At 58.9% G+C, this 26,232-nt stretch carries 26 protein-coding genes; 12 read left to right on the top strand and 14 right to left on the bottom strand.

The window, feature by feature from the left end:
• Nucleotides 1-89 precede the first annotated feature (89 nt).
• The gene (gene mutS, locus ACOTXL_RS13705) at nt 90-2,651 is read right to left on the bottom strand and encodes a DNA mismatch repair protein MutS (protein ID WP_023323671.1); all 2,562 of its coding nucleotides are present in this window, start codon (nt 2,649-2,651) and stop codon (nt 90-92) included.
• A 504-nt stretch (nt 2,652-3,155) separates the two neighbouring features.
• Between mutS and ACOTXL_RS13700 the strand changes: the two genes are divergently transcribed.
• Together ACOTXL_RS13700 and ACOTXL_RS13695 are read left to right on the top strand one after the other, a co-directional pair.
• Complete coding sequence (locus ACOTXL_RS13700; protein ID WP_032610277.1) at nt 3,156-3,980, top strand: winged helix-turn-helix domain-containing protein; 825 nt, start codon at nt 3,156-3,158, stop codon at nt 3,978-3,980.
• Entirely contained in the window at nt 3,980-4,462 is a 483-nt protein-coding gene (locus tag ACOTXL_RS13695; protein ID WP_023314733.1) for a hypothetical protein, read from the top strand. The genes ACOTXL_RS13700 and ACOTXL_RS13695 overlap by 1 nt, the downstream gene beginning before the upstream one ends.
• On the opposite strand, the gene ACOTXL_RS13690 is transcribed toward ACOTXL_RS13695, so the two are convergent.
• Complete coding sequence (locus ACOTXL_RS13690; RefSeq protein WP_023314732.1) at nt 4,447-4,710, bottom strand: SymE family type I addiction module toxin; 264 nt, start codon at nt 4,708-4,710, stop codon at nt 4,447-4,449. The two genes, ACOTXL_RS13695 and ACOTXL_RS13690, sit on opposite strands and share 16 nt — an antisense overlap.
• 174 nt (nt 4,711-4,884) lie before the next feature.
• Between ACOTXL_RS13690 and ACOTXL_RS13685 the strand changes: the two genes are divergently transcribed.
• Nucleotides 4,885-5,229, top strand: coding sequence for a nitrous oxide-stimulated promoter family protein (locus tag ACOTXL_RS13685; protein ID WP_032610039.1), 345 nt, complete (start codon nt 4,885-4,887; stop codon nt 5,227-5,229).
• A 5-nt stretch (nt 5,230-5,234) separates the two neighbouring features.
• Here the strand turns inward: ACOTXL_RS13685 and ACOTXL_RS13680 are convergent, their stop codons facing one another.
• From ACOTXL_RS13680 to hypA, 10 genes are all read right to left on the bottom strand, one after another.
• Complete coding sequence (locus ACOTXL_RS13680) at nt 5,235-6,455, bottom strand: MDR family MFS transporter (RefSeq protein ID WP_045350951.1); 1,221 nt, start codon at nt 6,453-6,455, stop codon at nt 5,235-5,237.
• 15 nt (nt 6,456-6,470) lie between these two features.
• Entirely contained in the window at nt 6,471-7,232 is a 762-nt protein-coding gene (locus ACOTXL_RS13675; protein ID WP_045350950.1) for an ABC transporter ATP-binding protein, read from the bottom strand.
• On the bottom strand, nt 7,232-8,269 hold the full coding sequence (locus ACOTXL_RS13670) for a FecCD family ABC transporter permease (RefSeq protein ID WP_022651750.1): 1,038 nt from the start codon (nt 8,267-8,269) through the stop codon (nt 7,232-7,234). Before ACOTXL_RS13670 ends, ACOTXL_RS13675 begins: the two co-directional genes overlap by 1 nt.
• A complete protein-coding gene (locus ACOTXL_RS13665; RefSeq protein ID WP_045350949.1) occupies nt 8,269-9,267 on the bottom strand; it encodes an ABC transporter substrate-binding protein in 999 nt (332 codons plus the stop codon). The genes ACOTXL_RS13670 and ACOTXL_RS13665 overlap by 1 nt, the downstream gene beginning before the upstream one ends.
• Nucleotides 9,268-9,416: 149 nt before the next feature.
• Nucleotides 9,417-11,489 (bottom strand): formate hydrogenlyase transcriptional activator FlhA, encoded by a 2,073-nt coding sequence (flhA, locus tag ACOTXL_RS13660; protein WP_023323668.1) that lies wholly within the window; start codon nt 11,487-11,489, stop codon nt 9,417-9,419.
• Nucleotides 11,490-11,551: 62 nt separating this feature from the next.
• Nucleotides 11,552-12,562, bottom strand: a complete 1,011-nt coding sequence (gene hypE / locus ACOTXL_RS13655) for a hydrogenase expression/formation protein HypE (protein WP_003862131.1) — start codon at nt 12,560-12,562, stop codon at nt 11,552-11,554.
• Nucleotides 12,559-13,680, bottom strand: a complete 1,122-nt coding sequence (gene hypD, locus ACOTXL_RS13650; RefSeq protein WP_032610032.1) for a hydrogenase formation protein HypD — start codon at nt 13,678-13,680, stop codon at nt 12,559-12,561. The genes hypE and hypD overlap by 4 nt, the downstream gene beginning before the upstream one ends.
• 3 nt (nt 13,681-13,683) lie before the next feature.
• Nucleotides 13,684-13,956, bottom strand: a complete 273-nt coding sequence (locus ACOTXL_RS13645; protein WP_022649170.1) for a HypC/HybG/HupF family hydrogenase formation chaperone — start codon at nt 13,954-13,956, stop codon at nt 13,684-13,686.
• Entirely contained in the window at nt 13,947-14,810 is an 864-nt protein-coding gene (hypB, locus tag ACOTXL_RS13640) for a hydrogenase nickel incorporation protein HypB (RefSeq protein WP_023323665.1), read from the bottom strand. The genes ACOTXL_RS13645 and hypB overlap by 10 nt, the downstream gene beginning before the upstream one ends.
• 3 nt (nt 14,811-14,813) lie before the next feature.
• Nucleotides 14,814-15,164 carry a hydrogenase maturation nickel metallochaperone HypA gene (gene hypA, locus ACOTXL_RS13635; RefSeq protein WP_022651745.1) on the bottom strand — a complete coding sequence of 117 codons (351 nt, stop codon included), beginning with the start codon at nt 15,162-15,164 and terminating at the stop codon, nt 14,814-14,816.
• 210 nt (nt 15,165-15,374) lie between these two features.
• Between hypA and hycA the strand changes: the two genes are divergently transcribed.
• The 9 genes from hycA to hycI all read left to right on the top strand — a co-directional run bounded on the left by hycA (nt 15,375) and on the right by hycI (nt 23,155).
• Nucleotides 15,375-15,839: a formate hydrogenlyase regulator HycA gene (gene hycA / locus ACOTXL_RS13630; protein ID WP_045350948.1), complete on the top strand. Its 465-nt coding sequence runs from the start codon at nt 15,375-15,377 to the stop codon at nt 15,837-15,839.
• Nucleotides 15,840-15,911: 72 nt separating this feature from the next.
• Nucleotides 15,912-16,520 (top strand): 4Fe-4S dicluster domain-containing protein, encoded by a 609-nt coding sequence (locus ACOTXL_RS13625; RefSeq protein ID WP_017692772.1) that lies wholly within the window; start codon nt 15,912-15,914, stop codon nt 16,518-16,520.
• Entirely contained in the window at nt 16,517-18,331 is a 1,815-nt protein-coding gene (gene hycC, locus ACOTXL_RS13620; protein WP_045350947.1) for a formate hydrogenlyase subunit 3, read from the top strand. Before ACOTXL_RS13625 ends, hycC begins: the two co-directional genes overlap by 4 nt.
• A 1-nt stretch (nt 18,332) precedes the next feature.
• Nucleotides 18,333-19,256 (top strand): respiratory chain complex I subunit 1 family protein, encoded by a 924-nt coding sequence (locus ACOTXL_RS13615; protein ID WP_045346945.1) that lies wholly within the window; start codon nt 18,333-18,335, stop codon nt 19,254-19,256.
• Between the two features lie 15 nt (nt 19,257-19,271).
• Nucleotides 19,272-20,981: a formate hydrogenlyase subunit HycE gene (gene hycE, locus ACOTXL_RS13610; RefSeq protein WP_022651741.1), complete on the top strand. Its 1,710-nt coding sequence runs from the start codon at nt 19,272-19,274 to the stop codon at nt 20,979-20,981.
• A gap of 9 nt (nt 20,982-20,990) precedes the next feature.
• Complete coding sequence (locus ACOTXL_RS13605) at nt 20,991-21,533, top strand: formate hydrogenlyase complex iron-sulfur subunit (protein WP_045346947.1); 543 nt, start codon at nt 20,991-20,993, stop codon at nt 21,531-21,533.
• The gene (locus tag ACOTXL_RS13600; RefSeq protein ID WP_003862141.1) at nt 21,533-22,300 is read left to right on the top strand and encodes an NADH-quinone oxidoreductase subunit B family protein; all 768 of its coding nucleotides are present in this window, start codon (nt 21,533-21,535) and stop codon (nt 22,298-22,300) included. The genes ACOTXL_RS13605 and ACOTXL_RS13600 overlap by 1 nt, the downstream gene beginning before the upstream one ends.
• Nucleotides 22,297-22,707, top strand: a complete 411-nt coding sequence (locus ACOTXL_RS13595) for a formate hydrogenlyase maturation HycH family protein (protein ID WP_003862143.1) — start codon at nt 22,297-22,299, stop codon at nt 22,705-22,707. The genes ACOTXL_RS13600 and ACOTXL_RS13595 overlap by 4 nt, the downstream gene beginning before the upstream one ends.
• Nucleotides 22,700-23,155, top strand: a complete 456-nt coding sequence (hycI, locus tag ACOTXL_RS13590; protein WP_045350946.1) for a hydrogenase maturation peptidase HycI — start codon at nt 22,700-22,702, stop codon at nt 23,153-23,155. The genes ACOTXL_RS13595 and hycI overlap by 8 nt, the downstream gene beginning before the upstream one ends.
• Nucleotides 23,156-23,243: 88 nt before the next feature.
• Here the strand turns inward: hycI and ACOTXL_RS13585 are convergent, their stop codons facing one another.
• Together ACOTXL_RS13585 and ascF are read right to left on the bottom strand one after the other, a co-directional pair.
• Entirely contained in the window at nt 23,244-24,668 is a 1,425-nt protein-coding gene (locus ACOTXL_RS13585; RefSeq protein WP_045350945.1) for a 6-phospho-beta-glucosidase, read from the bottom strand.
• 18 nt (nt 24,669-24,686) lie between these two features.
• The gene (ascF, locus tag ACOTXL_RS13580; RefSeq protein WP_023314719.1) at nt 24,687-26,138 is read right to left on the bottom strand and encodes a PTS cellobiose/arbutin/salicin transporter subunit IIBC; all 1,452 of its coding nucleotides are present in this window, start codon (nt 26,136-26,138) and stop codon (nt 24,687-24,689) included.
• Nucleotides 26,139-26,232 lie beyond the last annotated feature (94 nt).

The raw sequence follows: 26,232 nt of genomic DNA, 5'->3' as shown, positions 1-26,232 counted from the left end.
AAAAGCCCGGTGGCGCTACGCATACCGGGCCTACGGGTTTTGTAGGCCGGGTAAGGCGAAGCCGCCACCGGGCAAAAGACCGCAGAGAACTAAACCAGACTCTTCAACCGATAAATCCACTCCAGCGCCTGACGCGGCGTCAGCGAATCCGGGTCGAGATTTTCCAGCGCTTCCACGGCCGGAGAGGTCTCTTCCGGGACCGCCAGCAGTGACATCTGCGTACCATCTATCTGCGTCGCCGCCGCATTCGGTGACAAACTTTCCAGTTCACGCAATTTCTGACGCGCGCGCTTGATCACCTCTTTTGGCACGCCCGCCAGCGCCGCGACGGCCAGGCCATAACTCTTGCTTGCCGCGCCGTCCTGCACCGTGTGCATAAAGGCGATGGTGTCGCCGTGCTCAAGCGCATCAAGGTGGACGTTAGCCACGCCTTCCATTTTCTCTGGCAGCTGTGTCAGTTCGAAATAGTGCGTTGCGAACAGCGTCAGCGCTTTGATTTTATTTGCCAGACTTTCCGCGCACGCCCAGGCCAGAGACAGGCCGTCATAGGTGGAGGTACCGCGTCCTACTTCGTCCATCAACACCAGACTGTTCTCTGTCGCGTTATGCAGAATGTTGGCGGTTTCGGTCATCTCGACCATAAAGGTAGAGCGACCGCTCGCCAGATCGTCCGCCGCACCCACACGGGTGAAGATACGGTCGATAGGGCCAATCTCAACCTTCTGCGCCGGAACGTAGCTGCCGATGTAGGCGAGCAGCGCGATAAGGGCTGTCTGGCGCATATAGGTGCTTTTACCGCCCATGTTGGGGCCGGTAATGATCAGCATTCTTCGCTGCGGTGACAGGTTCAACGGGTTGGCAATAAACGGCTCGTTCAGCACCTGCTCAACCACCGGGTGGCGGCCTTCGGTAATGCGAATGCCGGGTTTGTCAGTAAAGGTCGGACAGGTGTAATTCAGCGTGTCGGCTCGCTCAGCCAGGTTTACCAGGACATCCAGCTCGGCCAGCGCAGCGGCGCTCAGTTGCAGGTCAGCCAGGTGCGGCATCAGGATGTCGAACAGCTCGTCATACAGCTGTTTCTCCAGCGCCAGCGCTTTACCTTTCGACGTGAGCACTTTGTCTTCGTACTCTTTCAGCTCGGGTATAATGTAGCGCTCGGCATTTTTCAGCGTCTGGCGGCGAACGTAGTGAATCGGGGCCAGGTGGCTCTGCCCACGGCTGATCTGGATATAGTAACCGTGTACCGCGTTGTAGCCGACTTTCAGGGTGTCGAGCCCCAGACGTTCACGCTCGCGGATTTCCAGCTTATCCAGATAATCCGTCGCGCCATCGGCCAGCGCACGCCATTCGTCCAGCTCTTCGTTGTAACCCGGAGCAATAACCCCGCCATCCCGCACCAGAACAGGCGGCGCATCAATGATGGCGCGTTCCAGCAGTTCGCGAAGCTCGGTAAATTCGCCCATGGTTTCGCGCAGCTTTTGCACTGGCGCGCTGTCGATCTCTCCCAGCTGAGCGCGCAGTTCCGGCAACTGCTGGAACGCGTGCCGCATACGGGCGAGATCGCGTGGACGCGCGGTGCGCAAGGCCAGGCGCGCCAGGATACGCTCAAGATCACCCACCTGACGCAGCACCGGCTGCAATTCGGTGTAACGATCCTGCAATGCGGCAATGGTTTGCTGGCGGCCAGTCAGCGTTTCGGTATTGCGGATCGGCATATGCAGCCAGCGTTTGAGCATACGGCTGCCCATGGGGGTAACCGTGCTGTCAAGAACCGACGCCAGCGTATTTTCCATGCCGCCAGCGAGGTTCTGCGTGATCTCCAGGTTGCGGCGCGTGGCGGCATCCATGATGATGCTGTCCTGCTGACGCTCCATGGTGATGGAACGAATATGGGGCAGGGCGGTACGTTGCGTATCCTTAACGTACTGCAACAGGCAGCCTGCGGCACACAGCCCGCGCGGGGCGTTTTCCACGCCAAAGCCAATCAAATCGCGCGTGCCAAATTGCAGGTTCAACTGCTGGCGCGCGGTATCAATTTCGAACTCCCACAGTGGACGACGACGCAGGCCGCGGCGACCTTCAATCAGCGCCATCTCGGCGAAATCCTCTGCATAAAGCAGTTCTGCCGGATTAGTGCGCTGTAGTTCAGCCGCCATGGTTTCACGGTCAGCCGGTTCACTCAGGCGAAAACGACCGGAGCTGATATCCAGCGTGGCGTAGCCAAACCCTTTACCATCCTGCCAGATCGCCGCCAGCAGGTTATCCTGGCGCTCCTGAAGCAGGGCCTCATCGCTGATGGTTCCCGGCGTGACGATGCGTACGACCTTGCGCTCAACAGGGCCTTTCGATGTGGCCGGGTCACCAATTTGTTCGCAGATTGCGACAGACTCGCCCTGGTTCACCAGCTTCGCCAGATAGTTTTCAACCGCGTGATGCGGGATACCCGCCATCGGGATGGGCTCGCCTGCCGACGCGCCACGTTTCGTCAGGGAAATGTCGAGCAGCTGAGACGCACGTTTCGCATCATCATAAAAAAGCTCATAAAAATCGCCCATACGGTAAAAGAGCAGGATTTCCGGATGCTGCGCTTTCAGCTTCAGGTACTGCTGCATCATTGGCGTGTGGGCGTCAAAATTCTCAAGTGTGCTCATAAAATCCTGGTGTCCATGTTCTTAAATTTCAATGAGTTGTATTTTTTTGTTGTCTGGTTACATATCCGCTCATTGGAACTCATGAATCCTGCGTTTCATTCATCGATGTATGGCGACCATGATAACGAAGTCTGTATGGCAGGAAAACAGCAGGAAAGGGCTCTTTCTGTAAAATGCGTACCTCATTCCATCCTTGTAGCTAATCCGGCACTCAAGGTGCTGTCGCGCTGTACAGCGTTAATCCACGCATACATCGCATTTAGCGTCCGTTACTCGTTATTACGTTCATCCCGCGGGTGAATATACTTTAAAAAGAGGCCCGACTATTAAATATTGCGATTGACTGTAAATCTGGTCCTTATCCGCGGCATTAATGTTCTGTCGGAACAGGTAAATGCGGAAGGAAAAAGTGATAACCGCCTGCTTTGACAAGGGTTGACCGCAGAGTATAATTACACTTCACCCCGGCAGTTAACTATTCTGTTTATCGTAAGCGAGCGGCATATGTTCTGGATAATTAACGATAAAATTAAATTTTGTCCAGAGAGGAATTTGCTGATTTCGTTGACCCGTCCTGACTTAAATGTAATTCTGACAACCCCTGCCAGCCGTTGTCTGAACCTTCTTTTAGAATCATTTCCAGAAGTCGTTACGCAGAAATACTTCTTTGATAAAGTCTGGGGCGAGGACGGCATGCTGGTTCCGGCAAATACGCTTTATCAGAATATCTCTATAATTCGACGCGGGCTCCGGACCACAGGAGAGACGGACGATACGCTGGTGGCGACGGTGCCGAGAAAAGGATTCCAGATAGAGAAAAATGTCAGGGTAACCCGCGTTGACACGGACTGTGTTGATGACGGAAAAAAAGCGACAGCGACGGGAGTGGAAACCTCTCCGGTTGAAACAAAGGATAAACCTGTCGAAAATATTCCCGTAATGCCGGGTGGGAGGAAAAAACAGCGTCAATTACGCCAGTATATTTTCCCGACAGCTTTAATGATAATCGCGTTTTGTGCCGGTTTCTTTGCGTTTCAATACCTTTTACATGATAACCCGGAAAAAGATTTTTTCAGGGATTATCCAATTACTCTTACACAGAACGGCTGTCATTTTTCCTCGCAAAACGATGATATTCGTGGCGTCGGCAACTTCAGGCGATTTATAAAAATCATTTTAGACACGGGGCTTGATTGTAAAAAATATCCGTGGGTCTATTTTTCCTCATCCAGCCATGCTCCGGCGCTTTCCGTTCTTGCTTGCAGAGAACCCTTTGAAATAAAAGCAAATGCCGGATGTATTTCGCTCTATTTTAGAGGACATCTCTGATGACCAAAAAGGCAACCGTTCTGTTGTTTCTGGTATTCTTCCTCGCTGGCGCACTGGCCGCATGGCTATACCGTCTACACCAGCAAAACAGTGAAAATACGGAGGCCTGTTCAGCGTCAATCGTCGTCTATCATGAGGATATTCGCGCTAACCTGACGATGGACTTCATGTACACGATGAAGAAGCAGACTGGCGTCATTGCGCTAAGCGGAGCCTATTATAAAAATGATAAACTTGCTGGCGTTATCCGCAGAGATGTCTCCTATGTATGGACAGAAAATAAAGACTCATTCCATTTTACATCGGTAAATATACATGACATTAATGGTCAGCAAACCGCACCAAATGAGATTATGAATGAAATTCTCCCTGACTTCTTTCTGTATCCGAAGAAAAACCTGAATTATTCCATTACGCAGCAGGGGCCCCGTGGGTTTATGTTTTCTGTCGGAAAACGCCCTATTTTTTACTGCTCTCGCTGAACGACATGGCCGGGATGTCCATCATCCGGCTCTTTAATGAGTTCGATAATTATTTTACCCGGCCCGACCTCCACCCGAACCTGCGAATGGGTTAAAAAGCCTGCTTTTTCGAGCCAGTCCCCTTTCAGATTCAGGGCTGCGTGTACGCTGTAACGCGTTGGGATCTTGGTTTTACGATCTTCATGACGCTTTCTGAAATAACCCACTTTTAAGTGACGATACGGTTTGGTGATAGCCATTCCTTGCATAGATCCTCCGGTAACTGTTGGCAACGTGTGTTCAGACTGCCTGTATAAAATAACAGTAAAAACGCGTCAGGAAAGAGCGAAGACTGGAAGGCGCCTTCAGAAAACAGAATGCAACGACTGAAATCCCTTTTTTAAAATGGTATTCTGAATGCGTGTTATTGAGGGGGGATGAAAATGGCGGGGAAACGCATTGCGCGCGAAAAAGAGACGATCGCGAAAATGATCGCCCTGTATGAAAAAAACTGTCCGCAGGCGGTAAAGGATGAGGGCCATTATCAGGCGCTGAATGCCTACGCGGATAAGCGCCTGGATAAATGCATCTTTGGTGAGGAAAAACCCGCCTGCAAACAGTGCCCGGTGCACTGCTATCAGCCCGCCAGACGTGAGGAGATGAAGCAGGTGATGCGCTGGGCGGGGCCACGAATGCTATGGCGTCATCCGATTCTGACTCTTCGCCACCTTATTGACGATCGCCGTCCGGTTCCGGAACTGCCTGAAAAGTATCGACCTAAAAAATAGGCGCTTCAGCGCCGCAGCGGGCGGCAAATCACGCTCAGCGCGACCGCGCTGCACAGTGGAAACACCGCCAGCAGCAGCCACGGGTAAATGGCCTCCGTCGAGGGCACCAGCGCCTTGTCCAGCAGGCTGCCTAAACCTAAATTCCCCACCAGCACCGCGATGCCGCCGGCGGTTGAGAGTGCGCCATAGTGCGCTCCAAGCGTTGACTCCTCGGCAAAGCGCGGGATCAAATCTTTAGCCGACGGCACCAGCAGCATTTGTCCGAGCGTCAGCAGCGTGACAAGGCTTGCAGAGGGCAGCAGGCGCAGCCAGCCCTCCGGCGGCTCCGTCGCGGCAAAGAGCGCCACGCTTGCAAACGAGGCGGAAAGCAGCAAAAAGCCCACCGGTAAGATCCGGACCGCGCCGACGTTTCGGGCGAAACGGGCAAGGGGCAGCTGCAGAACAATAATCAGCACCGAGGCCAGCATAAACAGCGGCCCCAGATCTTTTTCGTTCCCGCCGGCGCGTTGGATCTCCACCGGCAGCGCCAGATAGAGCTGGTTATAGCTTAACAGCCACGAACTGTAGGCGATGATAAAGGCGACGAAACGCGGCTGGCGGAACGTCGTCCACCAGGGCAGAATTTTCAGCGGCTTCGTGCTGCGGTGCGCCGCGGGCAGGCAGAAAAAGAGCACCACGAGCGCAACGATAAATATTCCCGCCCCCGCGAGCGCAACCTGGCGGAAACCCAGCCCCGTCAGCAGCGCACCCATCACCGGGCCAAGAACGGCGCCAAGTTCACCGCACACCGCAAACAGCGCAAACCACTCCGCGCGGCTGCGTTTACCCTTTGCCTCACTTTGCGTTCCCGCTTTTGCCAGCAGGGCCTCTATCGACGGTGAGAACAGCGCGCCGCCAACGCCCGTCAGACAGGCCCCCAGAATGACGGGCCACAGGGATTGCCCAAAGGCCAGCAGCAAATAACCCGCCACACGAACAATGCAGCCGCTGAGGATCACGCTCTTCGCGCCAAACCGATCTGAAAGCGCGCCGCCGACAATAAACATCCCCTGCTGGGAGAAGGTGCGCAGCCCCAGCACCAGCCCAATCAGCCCGCCGGAGAGCAGCATATCGTCACGTAAGAAGATCGCCAGGAAGGGGACGACCGCGTAAAAGCCGATATTAAACACAAACTGGCTGCCCAGCAGAACGGGCGGCCAGAGGGTGTTGGCAGTGCGAAGAGGCATCGTTTTAACTCACCCCTACACGATAAAATGGATGTGTTTTTTGCCGTGGTACGGTGAGATCTCGATTCTGGTTTTCACCCTGAAGACGTCCCAGAGTAGTTCCTCGGATAAGATTTCCTGCGGCGTTCCGGTCGCCACAATCTGCCCTTGCTGCATCACAATCAGCGAATCGCAGAACATGGATGCGTGGTTAAGATCGTGAATGGCGACGATGCTGGTTACCGGCAGCTCACTGATAAGCTGCATGAGCTGCATCTGATGATGAATGTCCAGATGGTTGGTCGGTTCATCCAGCAGGATCTCGGTGGGCGTTTGCGCCAGCGCGCGGGCGATATGTACCCGCTGACGCTCGCCGCCGGATAAGCTCAGCCAGCCCTGTTCGCTGCGATCCAGCATATCCACGCGTTGCAGGGCGGCGGTGACGGTTTCGCCATCCTGCGCGCTCCAGTTTGAGAAGGGAGAATGGTGCGGAATTCGCCCCAGTTTGACGACGTCACGCACGCGCATATTGGCGTCGGTCATTCCGTGCTGTTCAACAAACGCCACGCGCCGCGCCAGCTGCTTTTTGGCAATGCGGGCAATGTCCTGTCCGTCCAGCGTCACGCACCCGGCATCCGGGCGGCGCAGACCTGCCAGTATGCGCAACAGCGAGGATTTACCGCAGCCGTTAGGGCCAAGCAGGCCCACCGTTTCGCCCCGGGAAACCTTCAGCGAAACATTATTCACAATGATCTTTTTACCTACCTTCCAGGTGATTTTCTCGGCGCAGATGCTCATTACTTATTCCTTGAGCGGTAGATAATAACGGCGAAGAACGGTACGCCAACCAGCGCGGTAACGACGCCAACCGGCAGGCTTTGCGGAGCAATCAGCATCCGCGAGGCGATGTCGGCCAGCACCATCAGGATCGCCCCCGCCAGCGCGCTGGCTATCAGCAGCGTGCGGTGCAGCGGCCCGAACAGGAAACGCATAACGTGCGGCACGACCAGCCCGACAAAACCAATAGAGCCCGCCATGCTGACGATGGTCGCGGTGATCAGGGCGGTGGTGGTAAACAAGGCCAGGCGCACCCAGGGCACGGCAATGCCCAACGAGGCGGCGGCATCATCACCGAACGTAAAGGCGTCCAGCGCACGGGAATAATAAAGACAGACGGCCAGCCCCGCCAGTACCACTACCAGCGCCAGCTGGAATTCCGGCCAGCGTACGCCGCTAAAGCTGCCCAGCAGCCAGAACATCACGTCGCGCGCCTGTTGCGCGCTGGCAGAGGTGCTGATGGTATAGGCGGTAATGGCGTTAAACAGCTGAGAGGCCGCTACGCCCGCCAGGATCGTGCGTTCATTGCCGCCGCGCGCGCCGTTGGTCAGGAAGGCGACGAAGGCAAAGGCGGCGAAGGCTCCGGCAAACGCGCCCGCAGAAAGCGACACTGCGCCGGTGCCGAGACCCAATACGACGACTGACACCGCCCCGGTTGACGCTCCCGCCGACACGCCGAGCACGTAAGGTTCCGCCAGCGCATTCTTCAAAAGGCTCTGCAATACGGCCCCGCAGATGGCCAACCCGGCTCCGCAGCAGGCCGCCACCAGCGCGCGGCTGAGGCGAAAGTCCCAGATGACGCTCTCGTAGATGCGGTTGAGCGGAACGTCAGTCAGCCCCAGCTTATTGCTGATGGCGTAGAACACGTTATTGAGCGGGATAGACAACTCACCGATGCTGACGCCAAGGGCGATCACCAGAAACAACAGCACGAAGGCGAGCAGGCATGACGTGGTCAGGAGCACCCCCTGCCGCATCTGAAGTACGGCGGTGGTCATCAGTTCAGTCCCAGTTTTCTGAGCTGTTCGCCGACCTGCTCAGCACCGTAAAGCGTGCGAATCGTCGGGTTCATGGCCTGGCCGTCCATCACCACAATATGACCCTTCTTCACCGCCTCCATCTGGCTGACGGCTGGATCGCTTTTCAGGAATTTGATTTTTTCTTCGGCGTTGTCCAGCGCCCAGCGGTTACGATCCAGGCTGGAGACCACAATCACGTCCGGATTAGCGGCAATAATACTTTCCCAGCCCACGGTCGGCCATTCGGTCTCAGAGGTAATGGCGTTATGGCCGCCCAGCACGTTAGCAATAAAGCCAGAGGCGCTGTTTTTGCCGCCGACATAGGCATCAGCCGAAGGTGAGGAGCTTGAGAACCAGAAAACAAAGGAGAGGTCTTTGTTGTTTTTGCCAAACTCCTGGCGCAGGTCCGCCTCACGCTTTTTAAAGTCGGCGATAACGGCCTGGCCGCGCGCTTCCACGTTGAAAATCTTAGCGAAATCTTCAATCTCTTTATAAAGGTAGGTCATGTCCCACAGCTTCTGGCGGCTGCCGTACATGTCGCCTGCGGCTTTTTTAGTGGCGCACATGCCCGGGGACAAGTAGCTGTTTACCCCAACGGTTGCCAGATCTTCACGCTTTGCGACCTTACTTTCAGGCCCGAGCAGCAGCGGCAGCTGTGCAGGAACAAAATCAGGGTTTTGCGCAAGAATGGATTCAAGCGTCGGAATTTCGACGGTCAGGGTTTTGATTTTTGCATTCTGCTCAGCCAGCTGCGGCAATACTTTGGTCGGCCAGAACGCGCTGGCTTTCACCTTATCTTCCAGACCCAGCAGAAGCAGGATCTCGACGGTATTCTGCCCCAGGGCCACAACGCGTTCCGGCGCTTTGGTGAAGGTTTCTTTATACCCGCAGTTTTCTATCGTGAGCGGGTACGTGGTAGCCAGAGCTGTACTCATTGATGCAACCGCCAGGCCTAACGCGCAGAGAACCTTCTTCATTAAACGCTACCTTCATTAAAATTATTTTGATGCAAATGAAACGCATTATTAAGGCGGAATTTTATACAGAGGAAAATATATTGTGTCAATGTGGGACAATTACGCAGAGTGATGAAAGGCGGCGCCATATACGGCGCCGGAATGACGGGTTAATTCAGGCTCTCTTTATCGATTCCCAGACGCTTCATGCGCGAGAGCAGGGTGGTACGCTTCAGCCCCAGCCGTTGCGCCGCGCCTTTCGGCCCGGCCACCACGCCGTTGGTCTCCCTGAGCACGCGCAAAATGAGCTGATATTCATCCTCTCCATCCTTCGCAACCTCGGTTGCGGCCACGGTCGTTTCCGCAAGAGAAACCTCCGGCAGGGACAGCTGAAGCACGTTCCCGCGCGTCAGCAGCACCGCGCGCTCGATGACGTTTTCCAGCTCGCGCACGTTCCCCGGCCACTCCATCGCCGAGAGTGTGCGTAGCGTTTCGGCAGGAATACTGTCGATATTTCGCCCCATCCGGCGGGCAATCTTCGCGGTAAAGGCTTTCACCAGCAGCGGAATATCTTCCGGGCGCTCGCGCAGCGGCGGCAGGCAGATCGGGAACACGTTCAGGCGATAGTAGAGATCGCTTCTGAACTCACGGTCTGCGACCATTTTTTTCAGATCGCGGTTGGTGGCGGCAATCAGACGCACGTCGGTCTGGATCAGCTTGTTGCTGCCGAGGCGCTCAAACTCCTGCTCCTGCAGCACGCGCAGCAGCTTGGGCTGGAGCTCCAGCGGCATATCGCCCACTTCGTCGAGGAACAAAGAGCTTTTATCCGCCAGCTCAAAACGGCCCAGCCGCTGGCTGCTGGCGCCGGTAAAGGCACCGCGCTCGTGGCCGAACAGGTCGCTTTCCAGTAAGCCAGCAGGCATCGCCGCGCAGTTCATCTTCACCATCCGGCGGCTGTTGCGGTTGCTCAGGTTGTGGATCGCCCGGGCAATCAGCTCTTTCCCGGTACCGGTTTCACCGAGGATCAGCACCGTGCTGTCGCTTTGCGCCACCATCTCCACCTGCTTGAGCACGCTGTACATGGCATCGCTGCGCCCGATGATTTCGCCAAACTCGCTGTCCACGTTGTTGAGCTGCTCGGTCAGCGCCAGGTTTTCGTCCACCAGCCGCTCCTTCAGGCGGTGGATCTCCTGATAGGCGAGGGCGTTATCCAGCGCGATGGAGATGCGCTCGGCGATCTGGCGCAGCAGCTTCAGGTTGGCGGTGGTAAATACGGCTTCATCGCACTGCGCCAGTTTGAGCACGCCGAGCATGGTGTTGCCGGACATCAGCGGCAGCAGGCACAGGGTCTGGATCTTGTTGCCCCAGGTGTTGAAGAGCATCCGCTCGTAGGGGGCTACCGGATCCTGTTCATTGAGATTGAGCAGCAGGATCTCTTTGCTTTTAAATACCCGCTCGGACAGCGTTCCCGCTTCGTCCACTTCGCTCTGCTCGTGCGCCGGGTTAGCTTCATCAAGGTAGTGGGTGGAGTAGATGTTCAGCTTGCCTTTCCGGTTGCCGCGTAGCGCAATGCTGATGGCATCGATTTTAAAATAGTGATGGATCTCTTTTGATACTTCGCTGACCAGCTCATCCATGTCCAGGCGGGAGAGCACGGCGTTGGTGATGGCAACCAGAATGCGGAAGTTATCGCGCTCGCGGCTCAGCAGGTCGTAGTCCACGTTATTGGTGACGCGGCTTTGGATCTGCTCCGCGACAACGGCCACAATCTGGGTAAAGGTGTGCAGGCGTTCGTACTCCGCCTCGCTCCAGGGCTGGTCGGTATCGCGGATAAACTCGCAGCCGCCAAAAATTTGCCCTTCCACCGCCAGCGGCAGCATGCTGTAGTGGCCGAAAGGGTGGTAAAGGTTGCTCTCTGCCAGCTTCGGCCAGGCCTGGCGAAACTGGTCAAAATTGCAGTGCAGCGCTTCCGGGCGGGAGAGAATACGCCGCACCGGGCCGTGGGCAAGAAACGTTTCATCTTCATATTCGAAGATTTTGCCGTTATCACGCGTTGAGAAATAGCTCGCGCGGTGGGTTGCGCTATGCCAGAGCACAATGGCGGCGCTGTCCGCCAGCGCAGATTGCCTGACCAGCCGCGTCAGGGCATCGCTCAGTGCGCCGAGGTCGGGCTGTTGTAAAAGTGTGCGCGTGATGTCAAACAGGCCCTGCTGTCCAAGATCGCTCATCGGTGTATACGGCATTGTTGCTTTCCAATAGAAACTGGCAAAAAGAGACGTTCGGCGCTGACCGCTATTGATGCGGTCTAGCAAATACGGGGTAACGGTTCAGCGTGCGGCAGATCCAGCGTGCGCTTCACGCCGTAAAGCCCGGTCAGGCGCACCCCTTTGCGCTCAACCACGTCGCCGATGATGGCCGCGTCTTTCCCTAATGGATGCGCGCGCAGCTGTGCAAGTACGGCTTCCGCCGCCGTGCGTTCCACGCCGATCACCAGCTTGCCTTCGTTGGCAAAGTTAAGCGGGTCTAGCCCTAATAGCTCGCATAGCCCGCGCACGGCGCCTTTGACAGGCAGGCCGCGCTCGGTCAGCTCAATTCCGCAGCCGCTGCTTGCGGCAAATTCGTGCACCACGGCATTCACGCCGCCTCGCGTGGCGTCGCGCAGGGCTTTTACGCCCGGCATGTCGCGCAGCGTCTGGATCAGCGGCGTGAGTACCGCGCAGTCACTGCGCAGTTCCCCGTCCAGCCCCAGGCCTTCGCGCAGGTTCAGGATGGTTGCCCCGTGGCAGCCCAGCGTGCCGCTGACAATCAGCACGTCGCCTGCGCAAAGCTGTTGAGCGCCCCAGTGAATATCGGCGGGGATCGCCCCCATCCCGGCGGTGTTGATAAAAAGCTTATCCGCCGCGCCGCGCTGCACCACCTTGGTATCCCCGGTGACGATGGCGATCCCCGCCTCGCGGGCGGTGTGCGCCATGCTGTTGACCACCGCCGTGAGCGTTTCCATCGGTAACCCTTCTTCGAGGATAAACCCGCAGGAGAGGTAGCGGGGGATCGCGCCGCTGACGGCGACGTCGTTTGCCGTGCCGCAGACGGCGAGCTTGCCGATATCGCCGCCCGGGAAGAACAGCGGGTCAATCACGTAGCTGTCGGTAGAGAACGCCAGCCTGTCACCGTGTGCGGTGAGGGTTGAGAGCGCAATGCGCGCCTGATCTTCCTGCTCGGCGAGCCAGGGATTGTTAAAGGCGTCCATAAACAGCCGGTTAATCAGCTGCTGCATCGCCTGTCCACCGCTTCCGTGCGCCATTTCCACCGTGTTCATGCTTCACACTCCTGGTTGCGATAGTGATACCACGCGGCGCATGCCCCTTCTGAAGAGACCATCAGCGCGCCAAACGCGGTTTGCGGGTTACAGGCGTTGCCAAATAACGGGCAGTGATAAGGTTTGCATTTTCCGGTGAGTACGTCGCCACAGCGGGCGCGGGGATCGTCGCACACCTGCTGCGGCTGCGGTCGGAAATGCGCTTCGGCGTCGAAGGCGCGATACGCGGGCGTCAGGTGTACGCCGGATTCGGCAATCAGCCCCAGTCCGCGCCACTCGCTGTCGCCTTCGACGCTAAACACGTCGGCTATTGCCTGCTGTGCCCGTCTGTTACCTGCATCGGGCACCACGCGGCGATACTGATTTTCCACCGCACTCAGGGCCGCTATTTTCTGCTCAACCAGCATGGTCACGCCTTGCAGTAGATCAAGTGGCTCGAAACCAGCCACCACTAACGGACGATTGTACTGTTCAGCGATAAAACCGTAGGCTTCTGTGCCGATCACCATGCTGACGTGGCCCGGTGCCAGAAACGCGTCGATACCGTTATCTGGCGCTTCCAGCAGGCTGCGCAGCGTGGGAATAAGCGTGATGTGCTGGCAGAAAAAGTAAAAGTTTGTGACGTTGCGGGCTTTCGCCTGCTGGAGGGTAATGGCGGTGGCGGGCATGGTGGTTTCAAAACCCAGCCCGAAAAAGACGACCTTACGCTCAGGATTAGCCATCGCCAGCGTCAGGGCATCCATCGGTGAGTAGACGATCCGCACGTCCGCGCCGCGCGCCTTCGCCTGGAGCAGCGAGCCATTTTTTCCCGGTACACGCATGGCATCGCCAAAGGTGCAAAAAATCACACCGGGGCGGCTGGCGATGTCGAGACAGCTGTCGATGCGCCCCATCGGCAGCACGCACACCGGGCAGCCGGGGCCGTGGATAAATTCGATGTTCTCCGGCAGCAGCTGGTCGAGGCCAAATTTAAAGATGGCGTGGGTGTGTCCGCCGCACACCTCCATGATCCGCAGCGGTTTTTCTTTCGTGTAGTCCAGCAGCGACGCGCGGGACTTCAGGCGATCGATAAGCTGCAACACCTGCTCAGGCGCGCGATATTCATCAACGTAACGCATGTGTTATCGTTCCTCCCCATACAGCAGGGCGCCCACGTCCGGCTCGACGTCAAACATATTCTGTAGCGCGTCCAGCGTGTCGCGGGCTTCTTCCTCATTAATCACGCTCATGGCAAAACCTACGTGGACCAGCACCCACTGGCCGAGACGCGATGCGCCGGTCTCATCGTGGCTGCCTACCAGCGTCAGGTCGACATCGCGCAGGATGCCGCATACCTCCACTTTAGCCTGATTGCCGTCGATGGAATGAATTTTTCCGGGGACGCCTATGCACATCGTTCGTTCTCCAGCCAGTTCAGCCAGGCGTCCATCCCGTCGCCGCGCGTGGCGGAAACCAGCAGGATCTCAATGTCCGGGTTCACTTCGCGGGCGTAAGCCAGGCACTTATCCACGTCGAAATTCAGGTACGGCAGCAGGTCGACTTTGTTCAGCAGCATGAGGGAGGCGGCGGCAAACATATGCGGATACTTCAGCGGCTTGTCTTCCCCTTCGGTCACGGAGAGTACCGCCACTTTATGCCGCTCGCCGAGGTCGAAGCTTGCCGGGCAGACCAGGTTGCCGACGTTTTCAATGAACAGGATGCCGTTGTTCGCCAGCGGCAGGCGCGGGGCGGCGTCGGCAATCATCTGCGCGTCCAGATGGCACCCTTTCCCGGTGTTGACCTGAATCGCAGGCGTACCGGTTTCGCGGATGCGCGCGGCGTCGTTTACCGTTTGCTGGTCACCTTCGATAACGGCGCAGGAGACACGTTTATTCAGCCGTTTGAGGGTTTCGGTCAGCAGCGTGGTTTTACCGGAGCCGGGGCTGGAGACCAGGTTCAGCACCAGCTGTTCGCGCGCGGCAAAGCGGGCGCGATTGCGGACGGCGAGCTGGTTGTTTTTATCCAGCACGTTAATCTCCACCTCCAGCATCTGGCGCTGGCTGATGCCCGGCGCGTGGGTGCCCGCTTCGCCGCGTCCGTAATGCAGGTCACCCGCGTCGGAACGCTGCGGCGCGAAGGTGATGCCGGTCAGTGCCGCCGCGGGACGCGGGGCAGGGGAAAAGGGCGCGGAGCGAAACGCGGAGTGGGGGCGGTGTTCATCCCCTTCGATATACAGGTTGCCTTCAGCGCAACCGCAGGTACTACACATACTTTACTCCTTCTCGATTTCGAGGCGTTGGATCTGCATACCGTCATCCGCCACGATGCGCAGCCCGCTGCTCTGGCACTGTGGACAGCGCTGTACCTTCGATGACAGCAGCGTGACGTACTCCTGACACTGTTCGCACCAGCACTCCGCCTGCTGCTCCTCGATATGCAGTGCGCAACCTTCCGCCAGCGTGCCGCGGCACACCAGCTCAAAACAGAAGGTGAGGGCGCTGGTCTCGACGCAGGAAAACGCCCCGACCTTCAGCCAGACGCCGGTCACGCGCTTCGCATGGTTCTGCACAGCCTGCTGTTCGATAAGTTCCAGTGCCCGCTGGCAGAGGGTGATTTCGTGCATGACGCCTCCTTAATGAATTGCCCCTTCAATGCAATAACAGTGCCAGCTTGATTTGCGTTACGGCGTGACGATGTCAACGCTGTCGAAATGACACGTCGACACCGCGGCGGTGACAGTACGTATCTTGTTAAAAGATATTTAAATCAACATATTAAAAACTGGCACGAAAACTGCTTAACAGCCGCTAACTCCATTAACCGGATACCTTTTATGACTATTTGGGAAATTAGCGAAAAAGCGGATTACATCGCGCAACGTCATCAGCAGCTTCAGGATCAGTGGCACCTCTACTGCAACTCTCTGATTCAGGGGATCACCCTGTCAAAAGCCCGTCTGCACCATGCCATGAGCTGCACGGCGCAGGGGGACATGCGCTTTGTGTTGTTTGGTCACTTCACGATTTTTGTCACCCTGGCGGAGAGCTTCAACAGCCACACCATTGAGTATTACGTTGAGACAAAAGAGGGTGAAAAACAGTGTATTGCGAAAGCTCAACTGATGGCCGACGGCATGGTGGACGGTCACGTCAGCAACCGCGATCGCCAGCAGGTGCTGGAGCACTATCTGGAGAAAATAGCGCCGGTTTATAACGGCCTCTACGCCGCCGTTGAGCACGATCAGCCGATCAACCTGAAACAGCTGATCGACGGAAAATCCTCCGCGAACGTGGCCTGAAAAGCGAGTGTCGAGAAGTGTCGATAAGACAGTTTTTTTCGTCAAAAATGACCATCACCAGAGGATGACCCGGTGAACCGTTTTGTAATTGCTGACTCGACGGTCTGTATTGGCTGTCGAACCTGTGAGGCGGCGTGCTCGGAAACGCACCGCCTGCACGGGCTACAGTCCATGCCGCGCCTGCGCGTCATGCGTAATGAGAAAGAGTCTGCCCCGCAGCTCTGTCACCACTGTGAAGACGCCCCGTGCGCGGGCGTTTGTCCTGTCAATGCCATCACCCGCGTTGACGGCGCGGTACAGCTGAACGAAAGCCTGTGCGTGAGCTGCAAGCTGTGCGGCATCGCCTGTCCGTTCGGCGCCATTGAGTTTTCCGGCAGCCGTCCGCTGCATATTCCGGCGAATGCCAATACCCCGAAAGCGCCGCCTGCGCCACCGGCTCCGGCACGTGTGAGCACGCTGCTGGACTGGGTGCCGGGCATTCGCGCCGTTGCGGTGAAGTGCGACCTGTGCAGCTTCGATGAGCAGGGTCCGGCCTGCGTGCGGACCTGCCCGACCCGGGCGCTGGTCCTGGTCAACATCCGCGACATCGCTCGCACCAGCAAACGCAAGCGTGAGCTGACCATCAATACCGACGTCGGCGATCTTTCGCTGCTGCGGGCGCTTAACGAGGGGGCGAAATGAACGCGATAGTTATGATGACCAGCGGCGTGGCCTGGTTTGCCGCCGCCGCTGTCCTGGCGCTGCTCCTCGCCTTCCATAAAACGCTGAGCGGCGTGATCGCCGGTATCGGCGGGGCGGTCGGCAGCCTGATGACGCTGGCGGCGGGCGGGGTTGTCCTGATCGACGGGCAATCCGTCGACACCCTCATCCCGCTGATTCACCACGCCGTTGAGCTTACGCCGCTGAACGCCATCTGGCTGATAACCTTTGGCCTGTGCGGGCTGTTTATCAGCCTGTTTAATATCGACTGGCACCGCCATCAGCACACCAAAGCCAACGGCCTGCTGGTTAACCTGTTGATGGCCGCCGCGGTCTGTACCGTTGTCGCCAGCAACCTCGGCGCGCTGGTGGTGATGGCTGAAATCATGGCCCTGTGCGGCGTGTTCCTGACCGGATGCAGCGCCTCCGGCAAGCTGTGGTTTGCGCTCGGACGTCTCGGCACGCTGCTGCTGGCGCTGGCCTGCTGGCTGGTGTGGCAGCGTTTCGGCACGCTGGATTTCGCCGCGCTTAACGGCCAGCCGCTGGGCAACGACGTCTGGCTGTTGAGCGTAGTCGGTTTTGGCCTGCTGGCCGGGATAATCCCGCTGCACGGCTGGGTGCCGCAGGCGCATGCCAATGCCTCAGCCCCGGCCGCTGCGCTGTTCTCCACCGTGGTGATGAAGGTCGGTCTGTTCGGCATCCTGACGATAACCCTGACGGGCGATCGGCCGCCGCTGTGGTGGGGCGTGGCGTTGCTGATTGCGGGGATGATCACCGCGTTCGTCGGTGGCCTCTACGCGCTGATGGAGCACAACATCCAGCGTCTGCTGGCGTACCACACCCTGGAGAACATCGGGATTATCCTGCTCGGCATGGGCGCAGGCGTCACCGGGCTGGCGCTCAACCAGCCGGCGCTGATTGCCGCCGGGTTTATTGGCGGTCTGTATCACCTTATCAACCACAGCCTGTTTAAAAGCACCCTGTTCCTCGGCGCGGGCAGCGTCTGGTTCCGCACCGGGCACCGCGATATTGAGAAGCTCGGCGGGATTGGCAAAAAAATGCCCGTCATTTCGCTGGCGATGCTGGTCGGGCTGATGGCGATGGCTGCGCTGCCGCCGCTGAACGGCTTTGCCGGCGAGTGGGTGATTTATCAATCCTTCTTCGCCCTCGGCCAGAGCGAGGCGTTTATCGGGCGTTTACTCGGCCCGCTGCTGGCGGTGGGCCTGGCGATCACCGGCGCGCTGGCGGTGATGTGTATGGCTAAAGTTTACGGTGTCACCTTCCTGGGCGCGCCGCGCACCCGAGAAGCGGAAAACGCCTGCTGCGCCCCGGTACTGATGACCACCAGCGTGGTCGCGCTGGCGCTGTGCTGCATCGCGGGCGGGGTTGCCGCGCCGTGGCTGCTGCCGCAGCTGGGCCAGGCTATTCCGCTGCCGCTGGTCACGGCGCATACCGTCGTTTCCCAGCCGATGATGGCGCTGCTGCTGATTGCCGCGCCGCTCCTGCCGTTCGTGCTGATGCTGTTCTTCAGACGCGACCGTCTCGCCTCCCGCTCGCGCGGCGCGGCGTGGGCCTGCGGCTACGAACACGAGCAGTCGATGGTCATCACCGCCCACGGTTTCGCCATGCCGGTGAAAGAGAACTTTGCCGCCGTGCTGAAGCTGCGCCACTGGCTGAACCCGGTGGGCTGGGTGCCGGGCTGGCAGGGGGCCGCCGTGCCCGTACTGTTCCGCCGCCTGGCGCTGATCGAGCTGGCGGTGCTGGTGGTGATTGTCATTTCACGAGGAGCCTGACATGAGTCTGTTACTGGCAATTCTTCAGGCGCTGGTGCTGTTCGCCGCCGCGCCGCTGCTGTCGGGCATCACGCGCGTGGCGCGCGCCCGGCTGCACAACCGTCGCGGACCTGGCGTGCTCCAGGAGTACCGCGATCTCTTCAAACTGCTCTCCCGTCAGAGCGTCGCGCCGGATGCCGCGGGCTGGGTGTTCCGCCTGACGCCGTTTGTGATGGTGGGCGTGATGCTGACCATCGCCACCGCGCTGCCGGTGGTGACGGTGGCGTCGCCGCTGCCGGTGCTGGGCGATCTGATTACGCTGATCTACCTCTTCGCCATCGCGCGTTTCTTCTTTGCGATTGCGGGCCTGGACACCGGCAGCCCGTTTACGGGTATCGGTGCCAGCCGCGAGGCGATGCTCGGCGTGCTGGTTGAGCCAATTCTGCTGCTGGGGCTGTGGGTCGCCGCGCAGGTTGCAGGCTCGACCCACATCAGTTTCATCACCGACACCGTTTACCACTGGCCGGTTTCACGTTCGCTCCCGCTGGTGCTGGCGCTCTGCGCCTGCGCGTTCGCCACGTTTATCGAGATGGGCAAGCTGCCGTTCGATCTCGCGGAAGCGGAGCAGGAATTACAGGAGGGGCCGCTCACCGAGTACAGCGGCTACGGCTTTGCGGTGCTGAAGTGGGGCATCAGTCTCAAGCAGCTGGTGGTGTTGCAGATGTTCGTCGGCGTTTTCTTCCCGTGGGGGCAGATGACGAACTTCTCTGCGGGCGGCCTGCTGCTGGCCGTGGTGGTGGCTGTGCTCAAGCTGCTTATCGGCGTGCTGGTCATTGCCCTGTTTGAAAACAGCATGGCGCGCCTGCGTTTTGTCGAAACGTCACGCATTACCTGGGCTGGTTTTGGTTTTGCATTTTTAGCGTTCGTCTCCTTGCTGGTGGCGTGATTAAAGAGAGTGTTTATGTCTGAAGAAAAGAAAGGTCAGCAGTATCTCGCCGCGTTGCATCAGGCTTTCCCGGGCGTGGTGCTGGAGGAGTCCTGGCAAACCAAAGACCAGATCACCGTCACCATTAAGGTGAACTATCTGCCGGAAGTGGTGGAGTTTCTCTACTACCAGCAGGGCGGCTGGCTGTCGGTGTTGTTCGGTAACGACGAGCGCCAGCTGTGCGGCAGTTACGCGGTGTACTACGTGATGTCGATGGAGCAGGGCGAGAAGTGCTGGATCACCGTGCGCGTCGAGGTCGACCCGAATAAACCGGAATACCCGTCCGTCACGCCGCGCGTGCCCGCCGCCGTCTGGGGCGAGCGCGAAGTGCGCGACATGTACGGCCTGGTGCCGGTTGGCCTGCCTGACGAGCGTCGCCTGGTGCTGCCGGACGACTGGCCGGATGAACTCTATCCGCTGCGCAAGGACAGCATGGACTACCGCCAGCGCCCAGCCCCAACCACCGACAGCGAAACCTACGAGTTCATCAACGAGCTGGGCAGCAAGAAGAATAACGTGGTGCCGATTGGCCCGCTGCACGTTACCTCTGACGAACCGGGCCACTTCCGCCTGTTCGTCGACGGCGAGAACATTATCGACGCCGACTACCGCCTGTTCTACGTCCACCGCGGCATGGAGAAGCTGGCGGAGACCCGCATGGGCTACAACGAAGTCACGTTTCTTTCTGACCGCGTGTGCGGCATCTGCGGCTTTGCCCACAGCACCGCCTACACCACCTCGGTGGAAAACGGCATGGGGATCGTGGTGCCGGAACGCGCGCAGATGATCCGCGCCATTCTGCTGGAGGTGGAGCGCCTGCACTCGCACCTGCTGAACCTCGGCCTGGCCTGCCATTTCGTCGGATTTGACTCCGGGTTTATGCAGTTCTTCCGCGTGCGCGAGGCGTCGATGAAGATGGCGGAGATCCTTACCGGGGCGCGTAAAACCTACGGCCTGAACCTGATCGGCGGGATCCGCCGCGACCTGCTGAAAGACGACATGATCCAGACCCGCCAGCTGGCGCAGCAGATGCGCCGGGACGTGCAGGAGCTGGTGGATATGCTGCTCAGCACGCCCAACATTGAGCAGCGCACCGTCGGGATTGGTCGTCTTGACCCGGAAATCGCCCGCGACTTCAGTAACGTTGGTCCGATGGTGCGCGCCAGCGGCCACGCCCGCGACACCCGCGCCGATCACCCGTTCGTCGGCTACGGCCTGCTGCCGATGACCGTGCACAGCGAGCAGGGCTGCGACGTCATCTCCCGTCTGAAGGTGCGCATCAACGAGGTGTTCACCGCGCTGAACATGATCGACTACGGCCTCGATAACCTGCCGGGCGGCCCGCTGATGGTGGAAGGCTTCACCTACATTCCAAACCGCTTTGCCCTCGGCTTTGCCGAAGCGCCGCGCGGGGACGACATCCACTGGAGCATGACCGGCGACAACCAGAAGCTCTACCGCTGGCGCTGCCGTGCGGCGACCTACGCCAACTGGCCAACCCTGCGCTACATGCTTCGCGGCAACACGGTCTCCGACGCGCCGCTGATCATCGGCAGCCTCGACCCGTGTTACTCCTGCACCGACCGCATGACCGTCGTGGACGTGCGCAAGAAGAAAAGCCAGGTGGTGCCGTACAAAGAGCTTGAGCGCTACAGCATCGAGCGTAAGAACTCGCCGCTGAAATAAGGATTCGCCATGTTTACCTTTATCAAAAAAGTGATCAAAACCGGCGCGCAGACCAGCAGTTATCCGCTGGAGCCGATCCCGGTTGATAAAAACTTTCGCGGCAAGCCGGAGCACAACCCGCAGCAGTGCATCGGCTGCGCGGCCTGCGTCAACGCCTGCCCGTCGAATGCCTTAACGGTGGAAACGGACCTGAAAACCGGCGAGCTGGCCTGGCAGTTTAACCTCGGGCGCTGCATCTTCTGCGGCCGCTGCGAGGAGGTCTGCCCGACGGTCGCCATTCGCCTGTCTCAGGAGTACGAGCTGGCGGTGTGGAAAAAAGAGGACTTCCTCCAGCAATCGCGCTTTGCGCTGTGCAACTGCCGCGTCTGCAAGCGTCCGTTCGCCGTGCAAAAAGAGATCGACTACGCCATCGCGCTGCTGAAGCACAACGGCGACGTCCGCGCGGAGCATCACCGTGAAAGCTTCGAAACCTGCCCGGAGTGCAAGCGTCAGAAATGCCTGCTGCCGTCTGGCCGCATCGATTTAACCCGCCATATGAGAGAGGCCAGCTGATGGAAAACTTACTCGGCCCGCGCGACGCTAACGGCATTCCGGTGCCGCTGACGGTGGAGGAGTCCATCGCCAGCATGAAGGCGTCGCTGCTGAAAAAAATCAAACGCTCGGCCTACGTCTATCGCGTGGACTGCGGTGGCTGCAACGGCTGCGAGATTGAGATCTTCGCTACGCTGTCGCCGCTGTTTGACGCCGAGCGCTTCGGCATCAAGGTGGTGCCGTCCCCGCGCCACGCGGATATCCTGCTGTTCACCGGCGCGGTCACCCGCGCGATGCGCTCGCCTGCGCTGCGCGCCTGGCAGTCTGCGCCGGATCCGAAAATCTGCATCTCCTACGGCGCCTGCGGCAACAGCGGCGGCATCTTCCACGATCTTTACTGCGTATGGGGCGGCACCGACAAAATCGTGCCGGTGGACGTCTACATTCCGGGCTGCCCGCCGACGCCCGCCGCCACGCTGTACGGTTTTGCCATGGCGCTCGGCCTGCTGGAGCAGAAGATCCACGCCCGCGAGCCAGGCGAGCTGGACAACCAGCCAGCCACTATCCTGCACCCGGATATGGTGCAACCGCTGCGGGTGAAGATCGACCGCACGGCACGCAGGCTGGCGGGCTACCGCTACGGACGCCAGATTGCCGACGATTATCTGCGTCTGCTCAGCCAGGGCGACCATCAGGTAGCGCGCTGGCTGGAGGCCGAGAACGATCCGCGTCTCAATGAGATCGTGGCGAACCTGAACAACATTGTGGATGAGGCGCGTATCCGATGAGTGAAACGGTTGTGTTCAGCCAGCTGAGCCGTAAGTTTATTGATGAGAACGATGCCACGCCGGATGCGGCGCAGCAGGTGGTCTATTACAGCCTGGCGATTGGGCACCACCTCGGGGTGATCGACTGCCTGGAGGCGGCGTTAACCTGCCCGTGGCCGGAATACCTGGCGTGGATCGCCACGCTGGAGGAGGGCAGTACGGCGCGGCGCAAGATGGAGGGCGTGCCGAAGTATGGCGAGATCGTCATCGACGCCAACCACATTGCGATGCTCGCTAACGCCTTTGACGCGGCGCTGAGCGTACAAACCCCGGCGCAGCAGGCGTGGAGCAAAACGCTGCTCGGCATGCTGCACGATATTCATCAGGAGAGCGCCATCTACCTGATGGTGAGGAGATTACGTGACTGACGTTTTACTGTGTGTCGGCAACAGCATGATGGGCGACGACGGCGCGGGTCCGCTGCTGGCGGAATTGTGCGCCGCAAACCCGCCGGGCAACTGGGTGGTGATTGACGGCGGCAGCGCGCCGGAAAACGACGTGGTCGCCATCCGTGAACTGCATCCGGAAAGGCTGTTAATCGTCGATGCCACCGATATGGGGCTTAACCCCGGCGAGATCCGCCTGATTGACCCGGACGACATCGCCGAGATGTTTATGATGACCACCCACAATATGCCGCTGAACTACCTGGTGGATCAGATCAAAGACGACGTGGGCGAGGTGCTGTTTTTGGGCATTCAGCCGGATATTGTCGGGTTTTATTACCCGATGACGCCGCCGGTGAAAGAGGCGGTGGAGGGGGTGTATTCACGGCTTGCCGGGTGGGTTGGAGATGGAGGTTTTTCTCCGCTCTGAGCAGTGCCGGGTGGCGGCTTCGCCTTACCCGGCCTACCAAACCCATCTCCCTCTCCCTGTGGGAGAGGGCTGGAGTGAGGGCAACAGGCTACTCGAGATCCCCCCCGTTACTCGCAATCACCTTCTTATACCATCCGAACGATTTCTTGCGTTTCCGTTCCAGCGTGCCGTTCCCGGCGTCGTCGCGGTCGACGTAGACAAATCCATAGCGCTTGCTCATCTCCCCGGTTGAGGCCGAGACCAGGTCGATGCAGCCCCAGGTGGTGTAGCCCAGCAGCGGAACGCCGTCCTCAATCGCGTCGCCCATCGCGCGGATGTGCTCGCGCAGGTAGCTGATGCGGTAGTCGTCGTTGATCTCGCCGTTTTCATCAATGACATCTTTCGCTCCCAGGCCGTTTTCCACCAGGAACAGCGGCTTCTGGTAGCGGTCGTACATCATGTTCATAGTGATGCGCAGGCCGAGCGGGTCGATACCCCAGCCCCACTCGCTCACCTGAATGTGCGGGTTGCGCAGGGACTTCACGATGTTCGCCGCGCTGGTGTTGCCCGCGTTCATGTCCGCCGACGCGCAGCGCGAGGCGTAGTAGCTGAACGAGACAAAGTCGACGGTATTTTTCAGCAGTTCGTCATCGCCCGGGTCTTTCACAATCACGACGCCTTTTTCGCGGAACACGCGGGCAGAGTAGGCCGGATAGCTGCCGCGCGCCTGCACGTCGATAAAAAACAGGTTCTCGCGGTCTTTCTCCAGCGCCATCCACACGTCTTCCGGCTTGCAGGAGTAGGGGTAGAAGTTACCGCCCGCCAGCATGCAGCCGACCTGGTTTTCCGGGTTTACCTCGTGGGCAATTTTGGTCGCCAGCGCGCTCGCCACCAGCTCGTGGTGCGCGGCCTGGTATTTCACCTGGTCTTCGTTTTCGCCTTCCTCAAACACCAGTCCCGCGCCGGAAAACGGGCTGTGCAGCATGATGTTGATTTCGTTGAAGGTCAGCCAGTATTTCACCAGCCCGTTAAACGCCTCGAAGCAGGTGCGGGCGTAGCGGGCGAAGAAATCGACCATCTTACGGTTGCGCCATGAGCCGTACTCCGTCACCAGGTGCATCGGCACGTCGAAGTGGCAGAGGGTCACCAGCGGCTCGATGTTGTACTTTTTGCACTCCTCGAACACCGCGCGGTAGAAGGCAATGCCTTCCTGATTCGGCAGCGGTTCGTCGCCGTTCGGGTAGAGGCGGCTCCAGGCAATCGAGGTGCGGAACACCTTAAAGCCCATCTCCGCCATCAGGGCGATGTCTTCTTTGTAGCGATGGTAAAAATCAATCGCCTCGTGGCTCGGGTAGAATTCGTCGTCCCGCAACGAAAACCGTTTTTCCTTGCCGACTTTTACCGCCAGGCGGTTTGCGCCGTGGGGGATCATATCGACCGTCGTCAGTCCTTTGCCGCCTTCACGGTAAGCCCCTTCACTCTGGTTGGCGGCAAGCGCGCCGCCCCATAAAAATCCTTGTGGAAAAACAGACATTCTTACCTCGCTTTCAGTTTATGCTTCTGCTGCTTTGTTCTGTACCGGTGCGGTTTGCAGGGCGCGTGCTTTTTCGGCTTCGTCTTCTACCGGGATATCCTCAAACCCTAACAGCAGGGTCAGCACAAACGACAGCACCACTGCCAGACCCATCACGCCAAACACCCAGACGATGGTCATCGGGTTGGCCGGGTCGAAGAACTGCACGCTGGTAAACAGCCCCGGCGCCGCCATCGAATGGCTGGCAAGACCGGCCATTCCTGCCACCGCGCCGCAGATAAAGCCGCTGATCAGACTCGCAATCAGCGGACGCTTCAGGCGTACCGCCACGCCGTACAGGGCCGGTTCAGAGATCCCCGCCATGATGGCGGAGGCCGCCGCGGCCAGCGCCGTCTGGCGCAGCTCCGGGTTTTTGGTTTTCCACGCTACCGCCAGCGATGAACCGCCGAGCGACAGGTTGGCGCCGATTTCCGACGGCATCACCATCCCTTCTTTGCCCGTTTCGGCAATGGTCTGGATGATGGTCGGCGTAAACACGCGGTGCATCCCGGTCATCACCAGCAGCGGCCACAGCGCGCCCATAATGGCAACGGAGAGCCAGCCCAGATAGCCGTGAATGGTGTAGACCAGCGCGGAGATGGCGCTGCCGATCCAGATCCCCAGCGGGCCAATCAGCACGATGGCGAGCGGGGCGGCAATCAGCACGATCAGCATCGGCTTGAGGAAGTTTTTCGTCACCGCCGGGGTAATGCGATCCACCCAGCGTTCGATGTACGACAGGCACCAGGTCATCACCAGCGCCGGGATAACGGTATAGGTGTATTTCACCGCCGTCACCGGAATGAACGCGAACTCAACGTGCTCGCCCTGCGCGGCCTTGGCCATCAGCTCGATAAAGCTCGGGTGAACCAGCACGCCCGCGATGGCGATTGCCAGGGACATGTTGGTTTTGAACTTCACCGCTGCGGAAGCCGCCACCATCAGCGGCAGGAAGAAGAACGCGCCGTCGCCGATAACGGTCAGGATCGTCAGCGTCGGGTCACCTTTGCCCAGCACGCCGGTCATCTCAAGGATCATCGCCAGCAGCTTGACCATCGACCCGCCGATGATCGCCGGGATCAGCGGAGACATAGTGCCGATCAGCGCGTCGAGGATCCCGGCGCCAATCCGGCGCAGCGTGAGCTTCTGTGGACCTTCCGCTACGGCAGGTTGCAGGTTAGCGGGCAGCAGGCTCACCACTTCACGGTATGCCTGGGACACGGTGTTGCCGATGATCACCTGGCACTGGTTGTCGTTGCGCACCACGCCGAGCACGCCGCTGATGCTTTTCAGGCGCGCGGTGTCGGTAAGGCTTTCGTCTTTCAGAACGAAGCGCAGGCGCGTCATGCAGTGGGTGACGGCGACGATGTTCTCTTTACCGCCCAGCGCGCTAACAACGTCGTTTGCCAGCGCAGCGTAATTTTTTGCCATCGGATGTGATCCTGTTATCGTTGTGAGAAGTGTAGGAAACCGGTTTCACATAATCATCATGAGTTCCTTTTAATGAAACAAGATCGCTTTTTAT

The organism is Enterobacter cloacae complex sp. IR5402 (assembly GCF_049238125.1).
Taxonomy (GTDB): Bacteria; Pseudomonadota; Gammaproteobacteria; order Enterobacterales; family Enterobacteriaceae; genus Enterobacter; species Enterobacter hormaechei_C.
This window is presented reverse-complemented; position numbering and strand designations above follow the sequence as displayed.